This window comes from Streptomyces kronopolitis (assembly GCF_014646275.1).
In the GTDB taxonomy this organism is placed as follows: domain Bacteria; phylum Actinomycetota; class Actinomycetes; order Streptomycetales; family Streptomycetaceae; genus Streptomyces; species Streptomyces kronopolitis.
Window position 1 is genome coordinate 1 of sequence record NZ_BMND01000034.1, and the last position, 14,541, is coordinate 14,541.

The following is a 14,541-nucleotide window of genomic DNA, read 5'->3' on the forward strand; positions in this document are numbered from 1 at the left end:
TTGCGCCCGCCGGGGCGGCGGCGGCCGCGTGGCGGGCGGCGGCACACGGGGCGCCGGGCCGCCGGCTGCGCAGGGTCGGGCCGGTGATGATCCCGGTGCTGCTCGCGGTCGCCGACGCGATGCTGGTCAACGGCGTCGGACTGGGCCTGGAGCTGGGCGTCTCGATCGCCGCCGCGGTGGTGCTGCTGGTGCGCCGGCGCTTCCCGCTGCTGGTCTTCCTCCTCACCCTCCCCGGCCTCTACATCGGCTACATCTGGTTCGCGCCGATGATCGGGCTCTACACCCTGGCCGCCCTCCGGCCCGGCCGGAAGCGGCTGGGCGTCTGCGCGGTGCTGCTGATCGCCGCGCACTTCTTCCCGTATCCGATCTCCGACTTCGAACTCACCGACTACCGCGAGAACACCCTGGTGCTGATCGACGCCACCGTCACCTCGGCCGCGCCGATCGCCCTGGGCCTGCTGGTGCGCACCCGGCGGGAACTCGCCTCCCGCGTCGAGGACCTGACGCGCAGCCTGCGCCGCGAGGACCGGCTGCTCGCCGACCGGGTCAAGACCACCGAACGCGCCCGGCTCGCCCGGGAGATGCACGACGTGGTGGCCCACCAGGTCAGCCTGATCAGCCTTCAGGCGGGCGCGGTGCAGGTCAGCACGGAGGACGCGGCGGCGCGCGCCGGAGCCCGGACGATCCGCGAGCTGTCCGTGCGGACGCTGGAGGAGTTGCGGCACATGGTGGGCGTGCTGCGGGCGGACGGCGGCGGCGCCGGGGAGGCGCGGGACCTCGCGCCGCAGCCCGATCTGGCGGAGCTGCCGCGGCTGATCGAGATGAGCGCACTGGACGTGACGTACGAGGGCGGCGTGGTGGCCGGCGCGAAGGGCGCCAAGACGGTGGAACGGGCGGCCTTCCGCACGGTCCAGGAGGCGCTCACCAACATCCGCAAGCACGCACCGGGGGCGCGGGTGCGGATACGGGTGGATCCGCTGGACGCGGTGCGCGAGGACGGCGCGGGCCGGTCGGCGCGGGACGGGGAGAGCCCCGCGGGGCGCGGGCTGCTGGTGGAGATCCGCAACGGTCCGCCGGACGCGACGGCGGCGGCCCCCGGGCTGCCCGGCGGCGGACACGGGCTGGTCGGGCTGCGCGAGCGGGCCCAGAGCCTCGGCGGGACGCTGGAGGCGCGGCGCACGTCCGACGGCGGCTTCGTCGTACGGGCGGAGCTGCCGTACGGGCGGGTGGGGACGGAGGCGGGGTGAGGGCGGGGCCCGGCGCTCCGGGCGGCGGCCCGGGTCGGTGAGCGGGCGGGCGGGGCGTCAGGCGGAGAGCGGTGCGGCGGCCTCGTCGACGGCGGTGTGCAGGTCCGGGTAGACCTCGAAGAGCCGGCGGACGCCGAGCGCGGCCAGCACCCGGTTGACGTGCGAGCCGTCCACTGCGCCCTGCGCCGGGAGGATCAGCCGCAGCCGCCCCTGACAGGAACGCATCAGGCGGCGCGCGGCGATCAGCACGCCCACGCCGCTGGAATCGCAGAACCGCACCTCGGAGAGGTCGAGCACGAGGGAGCGCCGGCCGTCGGCCACCGCGTCGTGCACATGCTGGCGCACCGCAGGCGACGTGACCAGGTCCATCTCACCGGAGACCTGCAGCACGGCCCAGGGGCCTTGTTCGTCTTCTGCCACCTTCAACGACACGCGCTCGAAGCCTTTCGCTCGCTCTCGTACCGGATGATCCCCCCGCACTGTCCGGAACTCACCCTTCCCCGCCTCGACTGCCCGGCCTCTCTCCCCTGAAACACCTGGGAACCCTTGGCACAACAGGCTGTCCTGCCCAAGGCTATGCCTTGGCACCCCCTGCTTTTCGCCGACATCCGGTCACACACGGGTAACACATACCCCTGAGTGGACAAGAACGATCGGCATCGATCCGCTTCGAACGGGCAGTATCGCCACAAAGCGAGGGCATCCGGCGGCCGGCTTTTACCATTCCCCGCCCTCACGGGGCGCGGTTTGCCGCAAAGGAGCGTGCGTTGTCGGACCCGCCCATTACATTCGAGGCACAGCGGGCCCTGTGATCGTGCGCACAGGTCCCGGGAGCGGGTGCAGGAGTGACGGCTGAGGTGTGAGCCCGGTGGCGGCGGGCAGGGATGAGGACCCGATGGGACACGACGCGTCACCGCGTTGGGACAGGCGCATGCAGCAGCGGCTCGCGCACGGCGAGGCCGCCGCCCTCGGCGAGTTCTACGACCGCTTCGCCTCCCTCGTGCACAGCCTCGCCCACCGCGTCCTGGACGACGAGGACGCCGCCGACCGCGTCACCCGCGAAGTGTTCGCCTACATCTGGGAACACCCGGATTCCTACGACCCCAAGCAGGGCACCCTGCGCTCCTGGGTCGCCGCCGTCACCCGCCACCAGGCCGTCCAGCGGCTGCGCCAGACCGAGGCCGCCTCCGCGCGCGACGGCGGGACCGAGGCCCCCGAGCCCGCCGAGATAGAGCAGAAGATCCACGAGGCCTCCACCGCCGCCCGCGCCGACTACATCGTCACGTCCATGCCCGCACCCCTGCGCGCCGCCCTGGAACTGGCGTACTTCCAGCGCCGCGACTACCGCCAGACCGCCGCCGACCTGGGCGTCACCGAGGACGAGGCCCGCCGCCGGCTCCGCCTGGGACTGCAACTGCTGTCCACCGCCCACCACCACCAGGCCCTGCCGCCGGCCCACCGCGCCGCGCACCCGCCCCGCGCCCCGCACGCCCGCGTCCCGCGCCCGCCGCACACCCCGTACACCGCCCCGGGCACCTCCGCACCGCCCGGCCCGGGCCATGGACGGTCCCTGTGAACGGCCCGGACGAGTGGGACGGCCGCGAGCTGCCCAGCAGCCCCGGCGAGCGGCCGCGGATACCCTCACCGCGCACCGCCGCCGAGGACCACGGCCCGCTCCCCGACGCCCCGCCGGCGCCCGCCCCCGATCCGGACGGCGGCTTCCCGCCGGAGGCCGCGGCCGAGCCGCCCGCCGCGCCCGTGATCCTTCCGGCGCCGGCCGGCGCCCCGCCGCACCGCGTCCTCAAGTCGCTGCTCGGCGCCTGGGCGCTGTCGGCCTGCTCCGCACAGGAGACGGCCGCCGTCGAGGCCCATCTGACCGACTGCGCCTCCTGCGCCGACGAGGCACTGCGGCTGCGCGAGGCCGTCGGGCTGCTGCACCCCGCCGACAGCCTGGACCTCGATCCGCTGCTGCGCTCCCGTGTGCTGGAGGGCTGCCTGGGCCGGCGCCCGGCCCGCATCCCGGTGCCCGAGTGGGCGACGCCGTACGACGCGGAGGCCGCCAAGCTGGACGCGCTGCTGCGCGACATGGGCGAGGCGGAGTGGCGCGCCCCGGTGCGGCTGCGCTGGTTCGAGGGCGAGCGGCCGGTCGAGCGGGAGACCACCGTCGGCGGCGTCATGGGACATCTGATGGCGGTGGACGGCCTGGTCGCCACGGCCCTCGGGCTGACCGATCCGCTCGGCACCGCCGCCCCGCCGGGCACCCCCGATCCCCTCGTCCGGACGGAGACGTTCTGGCGGGCGGCGGACGAGGAGCAGAGCCCGCTCGCCACCCACGCCCCGTGGCGCGACCAGAGCAGCGCGCTGATCCGCCAGGTGTCGTTCGCCGGCACCCGGGTCGCCGAACTCGCCGTGCGCTACGGCGACTTCCGGCTCCCGCTGCGCGACGCGTTCCTCGACCGCGCCTTCGAGTGCTGGGTGCACGCCGGCGACATCGCCGAGGCGGTGGACTATCCGTACGAGCCGCCGGCCGCGTCCCATCTCCACCAGCTGGTCGACCTCGCCGCCCGGCTGCTGCCCAGCGCGCTGGCCGGGCGCCGGCGGGCCGGGCTCGCCGCGCCGCCGAAGCGGCTGGTCGAGGCGGGCGCCCCGGGCCGCACCCTCCATCTGGAGGTCGAGGGCAACGGCGGCGGCCACTGGTACATACCGCTGGACTCGCCGGCCGCCCTCGGCGCCCCGGAACACACCGTCGCCCATATCGCCCTGGACAGCGCCGAGTTCTGCCAGCTGGCCGCCGGCCACATCTCCCCGGAGGAGGCCGCGGCGGGCCAGCTCGGCGAACGCGACGCGATCCGCGATGTGCTGTTCGCGACGGCGTCGCTCTCGCGGCTGTAGAGCTGTAGAGAGGTCCAGGCTTCCGGGGTTGGCCAGTAGGGGGCGGTCGAACGGGTCCCGTAGGGGTCCGGGGCACCCCCTCGGGGCCCACAACGTGGCCGGTGCGGAGGGTATTCCGGCTGGCGGAGGCATTCAGCCGGCCAGAGGCAGAGGCGTTCCGGCTGCCGGAGGTGCCGACAGCCGGAGGCGGTCCGACAGCCGAAGGCCCCCCGTCGTCGGCGTCTTCCGGAGGGTTACGCGAAGACCACCGTGCGGCTGCCGTTGAGGAGGACGCGGCGTTCGCTGTGCCACTTCACGGCGCGGGCCAGGGCCTGGCACTCGACGTCGCGGCCGATCGCCACGAGCTGGTCGGGGGTGACCTCGTGGCCGACCCGCTCGACCTCCTGCTCGATGATCGGGCCCTCGTCGAGGTCCGCGGTGACGTAGTGCGCGGTGGCGCCGATGAGCTTCACACCGCGGGCGTGCGCCTGGTGGTAGGGCTTGGCGCCCTTGAAGCTCGGGAGGAAGGAGTGGTGGATGTTGATGATCCGGCCGGACAGCGCCTTGCACAGGTCGTCGGAGAGCACCTGCATGTAGCGGGCGAGCACCACCAGCTCGACCTGCTCGGCCTCCACCAGCTCCAGCAGCCGCGCCTCGGCGTCGGCCTTGGTGTCGCGGGTGACCGGAATGTGGTGGAAGGGGATGTTGTACGAGCCGACCAGCTCGGCGAAGTCCGTGTGGTTGGAGACCACGGCCGCGATCTCGACCGGCAGCGCGCCGATCCGGGAGCGGAAGAGCAGGTCGTTGAGGCAGTGCCCGAAGCGGGACACCATCAGGACGATCCGCATCTTCTCGTCGGCCCGGTGGATCTGCCAGTCCATGCCGAAGGAGTCGCCCACCGCCGCGAAGCTGGCCCGCAGCTTGTCGACGCTCACCGACGAGTCCGCGCTGAAGTGGACCCGCATGAAGAACAGCCCGGTGTCGTGGTCGCCGAACTGCTGGCTGTCCTCGATGTTGCAGCCGGTGATGAAGAGGTAGCTGGACACGGCGTGCACGATCCCCTGCTTGTCCGGGCAGGACAGGGTGAGGACGTACTGATCGTTCCGGCCGTGCGGACCGGGCTGGGTGGGCTGCGACTCGCTCATGACCTCATAGGGTCGCACACCCGCGGAGCAGGTCAGGCCGGGGCGTCCGCCTGACCGGTCATGATGGCCAGCACCTCCAGCGAGCGGGGCGCGGCGTCGGGGTCCTCGGCGTCCGCGGTCGCCAGCCGCACATGCGCCTCCCGGGCCGCGCGGACCGCGTCCGGCCAGCCCTGGTGCTCCACGTACGCGGCGACCGGTGCGTCCGCGCCGACCTGGTGCATGATGCGCAGCACCCGCAGCACGGCGGCGTCGACGAGCTGGGCCTCCTGGGCGTCCCGGAAGATCGTGCCGACGTATTTCTCGGCGGACCAGTTGTCCAGCCAGGTGTCCTCGACGAGCCGGTAGACGGCGTCGGTGACATCGCCGTAGCCGGGCCGGCTGGTCAGCCAGGTCTCCTGCTGGAAGGCGGGGTCGGAGAGCATGTGCAGCGCGGAGCGCACATTGCTGCGCCAGCGCCACCACGGCATGTCGTTGAGCGGCATGCCGCCCATGGTGGGGGAGCGACGGCCGCGACGGGAAGACTTCTCCGAACCTTGCACAGTATTGGATCGTACGTTCCGGGCCGGCGATCTCAAGCGGCCCCCCGGAGTTCACCTCTGCGTCACCCTTCGTTGCCTCGTCGTCACTCACCCGTTCCGGGCAGGACGGAAGGCTGCGGTGTCATGACCGCACGGCGACGCCTCCTCCCCCGCTCCTTGCCCCGCGCGCGCGTGGTCCCGATCGCCTCGGCGACGGCGTGTGCGGCGGCCATCGCGTCGCTGCTGTCGGGCTGCGGCGCGCTGCCCGGTGCGGGGGATTCCGGGGAGAAGGCGCCGCTGACGGTCATGACCTGGGCGCCCGAGGGCACCAAGGCGACCAATATGCCGGGGATGCCGGCCATGGCGCAGGCCTACGCCCGCTGGGTCAACTCCCGCGGCGGCATCCGGGGCCACCATCTGCGGGTGCTGACCTGCAACGAGCGCAACGACTCGGTGTACGCCGCGCAGTGCGCGCAGCGCGCGGTGGCCGAGAACGCGATCGCGGTCGTCGGCTCCTACAGCCAGTTCGGCCGCTCGTTCATGTCGCCGCTGGAGGTCAAGGGCATCCCCTTCATCGGCGGTTACGGCGCCTCCGACGAGGAGTTCGAGAGCCCGCTGTCCTACCCCGTCAACGGCGGCCAGGCCTCCCTGCTCGCCGGGAACGGCCGCCAGCTGGCCGGCGACTGCGAGCGCGTCGCGCTGGTCCGCCCGGACACCCTCCAGGGCGACCAGATGCCCTCGCTGCTCAACTCCGGCCTGACCAGCGGCCACCGGCACCCGGCCAAGGACATCAAGGCACCCGAGGACGGCACCGACTACTCGTCGGAGGTCAACCGCGCGCTGGACGGGGTCGGCGCCGACCCGGCGCTGCACGGCACGGCCCTCTCGGGCGGCACGGCGGACGGCTCGTGCGTGACCGCCTCGCTCGGCGACCACACCGACACCTTCTTCGACTCCTTCCGGCGGCTCCAGGAGGACAGCCCCCGGGTGCGGGTCGCCTCCGTCCTCGGCAGCGTCGGCCAGTCGCTGGTCAACCGCACGGGCGGCACGGCCGGGCCGCTGGAGGGCGCGGACATCACCGGCTGGTACCCGGTCGCCGGGGATCGCCGCTGGGACCCGATGCGCAAGGTCATCACCGACTTCGCCTTCGACGACAACCGCATCGACCCGGCCGATCAGGGCGTGCAGACCACCTGGATCGCCTACACCGTGCTGCGCTCCCTGATCGAGCAGCTCGACGACCGGGGCACCGAGGACATCACCGCGCACACCCTGCAGCAGGCGCTGGACCGCGGGGACCGCGCCGTCGACACCGGCGGGCTGACGCCGGAGCTGCGCTGGCGCGACGAGGACATGCTCGCCGTCCAGGACTTCCCGCGCATCGTGAACGGGACGGTGACCTACCAGGTCGTGCGGGACGGCGAGCTGGTCGCCGCGCGGAAGGGCTTCGTGAACGTCACCGGGACGCTGGAGCGGCGGCGCACCGACAACTGAGCTCTGCGGGGCGGGCCGGTGCCCGCCCCGCGGGGCTCAGAGCTGCTCGGGGCGGCGCTCGGTCAGGCCGTACTTCTTGGCCAGCGGGTTCCAGATCTGCGCCGCCTGCCGCTTGGCCTGGGTCGCCTGGCCGCTGGCCACGTTGGCCTGGGCGGCCTGGCCGGTGCCCCGGGCCCGGCCCTTGTGGCAGCCCTTCTTGCCGCCGACCTGGCCGGCCCAGGCCGCGTAGTGGTTGTCCGCGGCGGCCGAGGACTGCCAGGCCTTGGTGAGGGCGGCGGTCAGCCGGGCGTGGTCGGGGATCTTGTCGACGGAGAGCTGCTGGAGGCGCTTCACCAGGTCGTTGCGCTGCCCGGCCGCGGACCGCAGGTCCTTGGCGGCGCCGCCGAGGTTGCTGCACGTCTTGATGCCGTTGACGGCGCCGATCACCGAGGAGCGGCTGTTGTTGCTGTCGCCCAGCAGCGCGTCCAGGTCCTTGGCCTGCGCCTCGGCCGGGTCGGCGGACGGCTTGGGCTGCTCGGACTGCTTCGGCGCCGTGGAGGCACCGGCACCGGAGTCCTGCTTCTTGGCGCTGTCGTCGCTGCCGCCGCCGCTCAACGCCCAGCCGAGGCCGAGGCCGGCGCCGGCGAGCACCACGATGACGATGCCGATGACCGCGGCCGCGGGGAGCTTGCGGCGCCCGCCGCCGTCGTCGTACGAGGTCTGCGGGGCGTGGCCGCCGGGCGGCGGGAACTGCCGGCCGTACTGCTGCTGCGGCTGGCCGGGCCCGTACGGCGCGTGGCCCGGGTCCTCGAAGCGCGGCAGCTGCGCCGTGGAGTCCGGTGCGCCGCCGCCGGGCGTGCCCGGTCCGTCGCGGAAGAGGCCGTCGAACTCGGCGGGGGTGGGGCGGTCGCCGGGTGCGCCGGGGCGGACGCCGTAGGAGGCGCCGGGCGGCGGGGGCGCGCCCGCGCCCACCGGCGGGATGAGCTGGGTGGCGTCGCCGTCGCCCGCGCCCTGGGTGCCGGGCATCGGCTGGGCGGCGGCGCGGTGGCCGCCGTGCTGCGGCTTGATGGCGCGCAGCATGGTGGTGGACTCGTCGGGCGTCTCGGGCCGCGCCTCGGGCGGCAGCGGCGCGGCGCCGCCCGGCTGCCCGCCTATGGGGGGAATGAGCGCGGTGGCCTCGGCATCGCCGGAGACGGGCGGCAGCGGCGCACCGGTCTGCGGGTCGGCCTTCACCAGCGCGCCGGTGGGCTCCTGGGGCTGCTGCTGCCCCCAGGGCTGCTGGGGTGGTGCCGGCGGGGGCTGCTGGCCGTATGGCTGCTGCGGGGGCTGGTGGCCGGTGTCGTGGGCCCGGCCCTCGGGCGGCAGTGCGCCGGGGGCGCCCTGGCCGCCGTACGTCGGTGCGGCCTGGCTCTGGGGGCCGGCCGGCGGCTGCGGTGCGGCCTGCGGGGGCGCCGGCTGCTGCGGCATCGCGGGCGGGACGGGCGGCACCGGCGGCTGTCCCTGGGGCGGCGGCGGGAAGCCGTGGCCGCCCTGCTGCTGCGGCGCGGCGGGGGCCTGCGGGTGCGGTGGCCCCTGCGGTGCGCCGTAGCCCTGCTGTTGATCTTGGCCGAAACCGTACGGCTGGTCCTGGCCGTAGCCCTGCGGGGGCGCCTCGCCGTACGGCTGAGGTGCCGGGGCGGCCTGCTCGCCGGGGCCCCAGGGCTGCCCCCAGGGCTGGCCGGCGGCCGGCGCGGCCTGCTGTTCGGGCACCCACGGCTCGCCGTTGGCGGGCAGCACAATGCCCTCTCGGGCGGGACCGGCCGCAGAATTCTGCGGGTCGTGACCCTGTCCGCTCTGCGTCACCGTGACTCCTACCAACGTGCAGACCTACGGAATCGTCGGCTGCACGCTACCGGGTCGCAGCAACGTTCGACACGTCGCCTGGTCACCACCCCCGCCCGCCCAGCGGCCCGGCGGAAGGATCGCCTCCGCCGGGCCGCCCGCGCCGTACGACAAACCCGACGCCGCACGACAAATGCGGTGCGGGCGCCCGGACGAGGCGTTTCTCACGCCGCGGTGGCCCGCAGTTCCAGCCGCGCGCTGAACTCCCTGACGACGGGTTCGTCCCGGTAGGGCTCCAACCGCAGCTGGAAGTCCTCCAGATACTCCGCGCCGCGGTCCGAGCGCAGCCCGCCGAGCAGCTCCACCGCCTGGGTGCCCGTGTGGCAGGCCTGCTCCACCTCGCGCTGCTGCGCCTGCGCGCCGGCCAGCAGCAGCAGGCCGATGGCCCGGCGCCGCGCCCGGCCCTCCGGATGCCCGTCCAGCGCCTCCTGCGCGCGCTGCCCGGCGGGGCCCGGCTGCCCCAGATCCCGGTGGCAGTGGGCGAGTTCATCGGCCAGATAGGCCTGGTCGAAGTGGGCGATCCAGACCGGGTCGTCGCCCGCCTCGGCGGTCGCGTCGGCCCGCTCCATCGCGGCGACCGCCCGCCCGGCCACCACCTGGAAGGCCCGCCCGTCGCCCATCAGGGCATGGCCGCGCGCCTCCGCCGCGCAGAACATCGCCTCCGCGCGCGGGGTGACGTGGCCGCGGGCGCCCTCCTGCGCGGCGCGGGCGAGCTGGGCGATCTCGCGCGGGTTGCCGAGCGAGGCGGCGAGGTGGCTCATGCTCGCGGCGAGGACGTAGCCGCCGTAGCCGCGGTCGCCGGCCGCCTGCGCCAGCCGCAGCGCCTGGATGTAGTAGCGCTGGGCCAGGCCCGGCTGACCGGTGTCGACGGCCATGTACCCGCCCAGCTCCGTCAACCGTGCGACGGCGGCGAACAGTTCGCGCCCCACCGACTCGCGGTAGGAGCCGGCCAGCAGCCCCGAGACGACGCTGTTGAGGTAGTGCACGACGACCGGCCGGACGTGCCCGGCGCCGAAGCGGTGGTCGAGTTCGCTGAGCGCCGAGGTCATCGCACGGACCGCCTCGACGTCCGAGATCCCCACCCGGGCCCCGGCGTTGCGGGCGACCTGGACATCGGCGCCGGTGATCAGCCAGTCCCGGCTGGGCTCGACCAGCGCCGAGGCCGCGACCGTGGAGCCGCTGAGGAAGTCGCGCCGCCCGACATCGCTGCGCCACAGCTCGCAGACCTGCTCGATCGCCCCCAGGACGGTCGGCGAGAACTGCAGCCCCACTCCGGACGCGAGGTTCTTCCCGTCGGCCATCCCGATCTCGTCGATGGTGACCGTGCGCCCCAGCTTGCGGCCCAGCGCCTCGGCGATGACGGCCGGTGCCCGGCCCCGCGGCTGCTGTCCGCGCAGCCACCGGGCCACGGAGGTCTTGTCGTAGCGGAGGTCGAGACCGTGTTCCGCACCGCACATGTTGACGCGGCGGGCGAGCCCCGCGTTGGAGCAGGCGGCCTCCTGGATCAGCGACTGGAGCCGTTCGTTGGGCTGCCGTGCGACGAGTGGCCTGGCGGCCATGCTGTACCCCCTGGTTACTGCTGCGCGCGTTCACCGGCGAACGCCGTTCCCCGTGATCGATTCCCCAGGCATATACCGGATATCCGAGAGTTCCGGGATATGCACGATAAATGGGCTCACAGCGCCCTACACCGTGCCGAGGATGCGCGGTTGTGCGCGGTTGATGAGCGGGGTGGAGCCGGTTCCTGTGCGTCCTCGGTGCGCGGCGCTCGTTCAACGGGTGGGACGGTGCGCGGTGTCGCTGCGCGGCTCGCGGCGCCGCCGTGCCGGGCTCCCCCGGGGTCCACGCCGCCTGCCGCCGGGCGGTCTCTCCGCCCGTCACGCAGGTGGCTACCCGCTCCCCGGGCCCGGTCCGCACACGCGCCCCCACCGGTGCCCCCATGCGCCCCACGTGCGAGAACAATGCGCCGGGGCCGTCAGCCATTTGGGCGTAACCCTTGGTCACCACGGGAGTTGTCCCGGGCGTGGAAAAGACCATCGGCGTCACGGGGACCCCGCAGATCCCCGCACAGCGCGGCGAGCAACTGCTGGACACTGCGGTGCGTTACGCGCAGGAGCGCCACTGGGACGTGTTCCCCGGCGCATGGATGGAGCACGACGGCCACACGCCGCGCTGTTCGTGCCGCGCCCGCGACTGCGCTGCGCCCGGCGCGCATCCCCTCGCGCCCGGCTGGGCCGCCGAGGCCACCGGCAGCGCGAGCACCGTCCGCCGGCTGTGGAGCGGCCGGCCGGAGGCCTCGATCCTGCTGCCGACCGGGCGGGCCTTCGAGGCGCTGGAGGTCTCCGAGAGCGCGGGCTGCCTGGCGCTGGCCCGGATGGAGCGGATGGGACTGCCGCTCGGCCCCGTCCTGTCCACCCCCGACCGCCGGATGCTCTTCCTCGTCCTGACCGGCGCCTCGGCGAAGGTGCCCGCGCTCCTGCGGAGCCTGGGCTGGGTGCCGGCCGCGCTGGATCTGCGCTGCCGCGGCGAGGGCGAGTACATCACCGCGCCGCCGACCCGGGTGGGCGCGCACGGCGTGGTGCAGTGGGCCCGCCGCCCCGGTGCCGCCAACCGCTGGCTGCCGGACGCGGAAGACCTGATCAGCCCGCTCGGCTACGCCTGCGCCCGGGAGGCGGTCGCGGCCCGGACCCGCTGACCCGCGGCCCGTCCCGTCGGGGCGGTCCCGCCGGCACTTCGGCGCCCCGAGGGAACCGCCTCCACGGAACGGCTCACTCCGGCGCCCCGGCCGTATCGTGGGACGCCGGACGGGGGTCACGACCGGCCCCTGCGGGGACGTCGAAGGGCAGGACCGGTGGCGAACGAGCCGGAACACATCGAGGGGCGGGCCGAGACGGCGCCGCCGCAGCACACCACGCTCACTCCGGGCGGGCCGGTCACGGCCGCCGGCGGCGAGGTGACCGGCCCGCCGGCCGTCCGCATCCAGGGGCTGTGGAAGAAGTTCGGGGAGCAGACCGCCGTCCACGGCATCGACCTGACGCTGCCGGCCGGCCGCTTCATCGGCCTGGTCGGCCCCAACGGCGCCGGCAAGACCACCACCCTGTCCATGGTGACCGGCCTGCTGCGGCCGGACGCGGGGAAGGTCGAGATCGGCGGGTACGACGTCTGGCAGGACCCGGTGTCGGTCAAGTCCCGGATCGGGGTGCTGCCCGAGGGGCTGCGGCTCTTCGAGCGTCTGTCGGGACGCGAACTCCTCGGCTACATAGGCCGGTTGCGCGGCCTGCCGGGCGAGGAGGTCGACAAGCGCGCCGGGCAGCTCCTGGACGTGCTCGGACTGTCCGGCGCCCAGCACAAGCTGGTGGTGGACTACTCCACCGGTATGCGCAAGAAGATCGGGCTGGCGTCCGCGCTGCTGCACAACCCCGAGATCCTCTTCCTCGACGAGCCCTTCGAGGGCGTCGACCCGGTGTCGGCGCAGACCATCCGCGGCGTCCTGGAGCGCTACACCGCCTCCGGCGCCACCGTGATCTTCTCCAGCCATGTGATGGAGCTGGTCGAGTCGCTGTGCGACTGGGTCGCGGTGCTGGCCGCCGGGCGGATCCGGGCCGACGGCCCGCTCGCCGAGGTGCGCGGCGCGGCCCCCTCGCTCCAGGACGCGTTCCTCGAACTCGTCGGCGCGCAGGGCCGCGGCGCGGGCGCGGACCTCGACTGGCTGGGCGGTGGCCGCGCCCGATGAGCACCGAATCCGCGACGGCCGCCCGCCCCGCCGCCGCCCCCTCCCTGACCGCCGTCTTCGTCCGGCTGAAGCTGTCGCTGCTGCGCAACGGGCTGCGCCGGTCGACCGGGCGCACCCTGGCGTATGTCGCCTCGCTCCTCGTCGGCCTGCTGTTCGCCGCCGGGGTGGTGCTGGGGCTGACCGCGCTGCGCGGCAATCCGCACGCCGGTGCGCTGGCCGTGCTGCTCACTGGGATCCTCACCGTGGGCTGGGCGGTGATGCCGCTGTTCTTCCCCGGCGGTGACGAGACCCTCGACCCGACCCGGCTGGTCATGCTGCCGCTGCGGCCGCGGCCGCTGATCGTCTCGCTGCTGATGGCCTCGCTCGTCGGCATCGGCCCGGTGGTGACCCTCGCGCTGGTGACCGGCGCGGTGCTCGCGGTCGCGCACGGCGCGGTCGCCGCCGTCGTGGCGGTCGTGGCGGTCGTCCTGGTGCTGTTGGTGTGCGTGGCGCTGGCGCGGGCCATCGCCACCGCCTCGATCCGCCTGCTGACCAGCCGCCGCGGCCGCGATCTCGCCGTGCTGGGCGGGCTGTTCATCGCGCTCGGCGGGCAGGGCGTCAACATCGCCGCCCAGAAGCTGGGCCGACCGGACGGCCTGGCCGTACTGGAACCGCTGGGCGAGGTGCTGCGCTGGGTGCCGCCGGCCTCCGCGATCGGCGCGGTCGACGACGCCGGGCACGGGGCGTACGGGCGGGCGCTGGCCGGTCTGGCGCTGACGGCGCTGGCGCTCGGGCTGCTGCTGTGGTGGTGGCGGCGCACCCTGACGACGCTGATGACCTCCCCGGACTCCTCCACCCTCCAAGCGCTGGAGAAGGGCGGGGCCGGCACGTCCGGCACCGGTGAGCGCGGGCTCGCGCGGCTTCTGCCGGACAGCCGCACCGGCACCGTCATGCTCCGCTTCCTGCGCTACGCCTGGCGCGACCCCAAGTCGAAGATGGCCTGGGCCACCGCGCTCGGCGTCGGCCTGCTGGTCCCGATCGCCACCTCCGCGCAGGGCAACGGCAGCATCTACAGCGCCTTCTCGGCGTCCGCGCTGCTCGGCTCGCAGATGTACAACCAGTTCGGGCAGGACACCTCGGCGTTCTGGATGGTCGCCTCGACGATCGCCACGCCCCGGGACGCGTATCAGGAGCTGCGGGCCCGCGCGTTGACGCTGGCGCTGGTGGCCGTCCCGTACGTCACGCTGGTCGTCCTCGGCGCCGCGGCCCTCATCGGGCCGTGGTCGGACTTCATGGAGGTCTACGGGCTCTCGCTGGCGGTGCTCGGCGCACTGCTGGCCACCGGCTCGGTGTCGTCCGCGCTGTTCCCGTTCTCGATCCCCGCGGAGAGCAACAAGAGCGTCGCGCCGGGGCAGGGCGCGATCGCCTGGTTCAGCCTCTTCGGCGGCGTCCTGATCGCCGCGGTGCTGTGCAGCCCGCTGCTGGGCCTGACCATCTGGCTGCACGTGGCGGGCCTGCACCAGTTCCTGTGGGTGCTGCTCCCGATCGGAGCCCTCTACGGCACGGGCCTCGCCGCACTCGGCCTGCGGGTGGCGGCCCCGCGGGTGGTGGCACGCCTGCCGGAGATCCTGGCAGCGGTCAGCAAGGGCTGAGAGCTGAGCGATCCGGCGGCCCCGGCCCTTCCGGCCGGGGTC

The 14,541-nt window shown here is 74.3% G+C and carries 12 protein-coding genes; 7 read left to right on the forward strand and 5 right to left on the reverse strand.

Features of this window, described 5'->3' with window-relative positions; all coding sequences use genetic code 11:
• Positions 1-86 precede the first annotated feature (86 nt).
• Complete coding sequence (locus IEY78_RS27515; RefSeq protein ID WP_189102838.1) at positions 87-1,247, forward strand: sensor histidine kinase; 1,161 nt, start codon at positions 87-89, stop codon at positions 1,245-1,247.
• Between the two features lie 57 nt (positions 1,248-1,304).
• Here IEY78_RS27515 and IEY78_RS27520 read toward each other — a convergent pair whose 3' ends face one another.
• On the reverse strand, positions 1,305-1,679 hold the full coding sequence (locus tag IEY78_RS27520; protein ID WP_026169623.1) for an STAS domain-containing protein: 375 nt from the start codon (positions 1,677-1,679) through the stop codon (positions 1,305-1,307).
• Positions 1,680-2,142: 463 nt separating this feature from the next.
• On the opposite strand from IEY78_RS27520, the gene IEY78_RS27525 reads away from it, so the two are divergent.
• Entirely contained in the window at positions 2,143-2,823 is a 681-nt protein-coding gene (locus tag IEY78_RS27525; RefSeq protein WP_189102770.1) for a sigma-70 family RNA polymerase sigma factor, read from the forward strand.
• Positions 2,820-4,139 carry a zf-HC2 domain-containing protein gene (locus IEY78_RS27530; RefSeq protein ID WP_189102772.1) on the forward strand — a complete coding sequence of 440 codons (1,320 nt, stop codon included), beginning with the start codon at positions 2,820-2,822 and terminating at the stop codon, positions 4,137-4,139. The genes IEY78_RS27525 and IEY78_RS27530 overlap by 4 nt, the downstream gene beginning before the upstream one ends.
• A 233-nt stretch (positions 4,140-4,372) precedes the next feature.
• On the opposite strand, the gene purU is transcribed toward IEY78_RS27530, so the two are convergent.
• On the reverse strand, positions 4,373-5,263 hold the full coding sequence (purU, locus tag IEY78_RS27535; protein WP_189102774.1) for a formyltetrahydrofolate deformylase: 891 nt from the start codon (positions 5,261-5,263) through the stop codon (positions 4,373-4,375).
• 32 nt (positions 5,264-5,295) lie between these two features.
• The gene (locus IEY78_RS27540) at positions 5,296-5,754 is read right to left on the reverse strand and encodes an SCO4402 family protein (RefSeq protein WP_189102776.1); all 459 of its coding nucleotides are present in this window, start codon (positions 5,752-5,754) and stop codon (positions 5,296-5,298) included.
• 171 nt (positions 5,755-5,925) lie between these two features.
• Here IEY78_RS27540 and IEY78_RS27545 point away from each other — a divergent pair, with 171 nt between their 5' ends.
• Positions 5,926-7,275 carry an ABC transporter substrate-binding protein gene (locus IEY78_RS27545; protein ID WP_229700206.1) on the forward strand — a complete coding sequence of 450 codons (1,350 nt, stop codon included), beginning with the start codon at positions 5,926-5,928 and terminating at the stop codon, positions 7,273-7,275.
• Between the two features lie 36 nt (positions 7,276-7,311).
• On the opposite strand, the gene IEY78_RS27550 is transcribed toward IEY78_RS27545, so the two are convergent.
• Complete coding sequence (locus IEY78_RS27550; RefSeq protein ID WP_373294258.1) at positions 7,312-9,096, reverse strand: hypothetical protein; 1,785 nt, start codon at positions 9,094-9,096, stop codon at positions 7,312-7,314.
• Positions 9,097-9,299: 203 nt separating this feature from the next.
• On the reverse strand, positions 9,300-10,694 hold the full coding sequence (locus IEY78_RS27555) for an NsdA family TPR-like regulatory protein (RefSeq protein WP_189102778.1): 1,395 nt from the start codon (positions 10,692-10,694) through the stop codon (positions 9,300-9,302).
• Positions 10,695-11,158: 464 nt separating this feature from the next.
• On the opposite strand from IEY78_RS27555, the gene IEY78_RS27560 reads away from it, so the two are divergent.
• The 3 genes from IEY78_RS27560 (at position 11,159) to IEY78_RS27570 (ending at position 14,499) form a co-directional block, all read left to right on the forward strand.
• Positions 11,159-11,830 carry a bifunctional DNA primase/polymerase gene (locus tag IEY78_RS27560; RefSeq protein WP_189102780.1) on the forward strand — a complete coding sequence of 224 codons (672 nt, stop codon included), beginning with the start codon at positions 11,159-11,161 and terminating at the stop codon, positions 11,828-11,830.
• Between the two features lie 258 nt (positions 11,831-12,088).
• On the forward strand, positions 12,089-12,868 hold the full coding sequence (locus IEY78_RS27565; protein WP_189102844.1) for an ABC transporter ATP-binding protein: 780 nt from the start codon (positions 12,089-12,091) through the stop codon (positions 12,866-12,868).
• The gene (locus IEY78_RS27570; RefSeq protein WP_189102782.1) at positions 12,865-14,499 is read left to right on the forward strand and encodes a GumC domain-containing protein; all 1,635 of its coding nucleotides are present in this window, start codon (positions 12,865-12,867) and stop codon (positions 14,497-14,499) included. The genes IEY78_RS27565 and IEY78_RS27570 overlap by 4 nt, the downstream gene beginning before the upstream one ends.
• Positions 14,500-14,541 lie beyond the last annotated feature (42 nt).

Bases quoted from the DNA above. Each gene is read 5' to 3' on its own strand.
- IEY78_RS27515 (WP_189102838.1), top strand. From the start codon at position 87: ATGATCCCGGTGCTGCTCGCGGTCGCCGACGCGATGCTGGTCAACGGC.
- IEY78_RS27525 (WP_189102770.1), top strand. From the start codon at position 2,143: ATGGGACACGACGCGTCACCGCGTTGGGACAGGCGCATGCAGCAGCGG.
- purU (WP_189102774.1), bottom strand. From the start codon at position 5,263: ATGAGCGAGTCGCAGCCCACCCAGCCCGGTCCGCACGGCCGGAACGAT.
- IEY78_RS27540 (WP_189102776.1), bottom strand. From the start codon at position 5,754: ATGGGCGGCATGCCGCTCAACGACATGCCGTGGTGGCGCTGGCGCAGC.
- IEY78_RS27545 (WP_229700206.1), top strand. From the start codon at position 5,926: ATGACCGCACGGCGACGCCTCCTCCCCCGCTCCTTGCCCCGCGCGCGC.
- IEY78_RS27555 (WP_189102778.1), bottom strand. From the start codon at position 10,694: ATGGCCGCCAGGCCACTCGTCGCACGGCAGCCCAACGAACGGCTCCAG.
- IEY78_RS27570 (WP_189102782.1), top strand. From the start codon at position 12,865: ATGAGCACCGAATCCGCGACGGCCGCCCGCCCCGCCGCCGCCCCCTCC.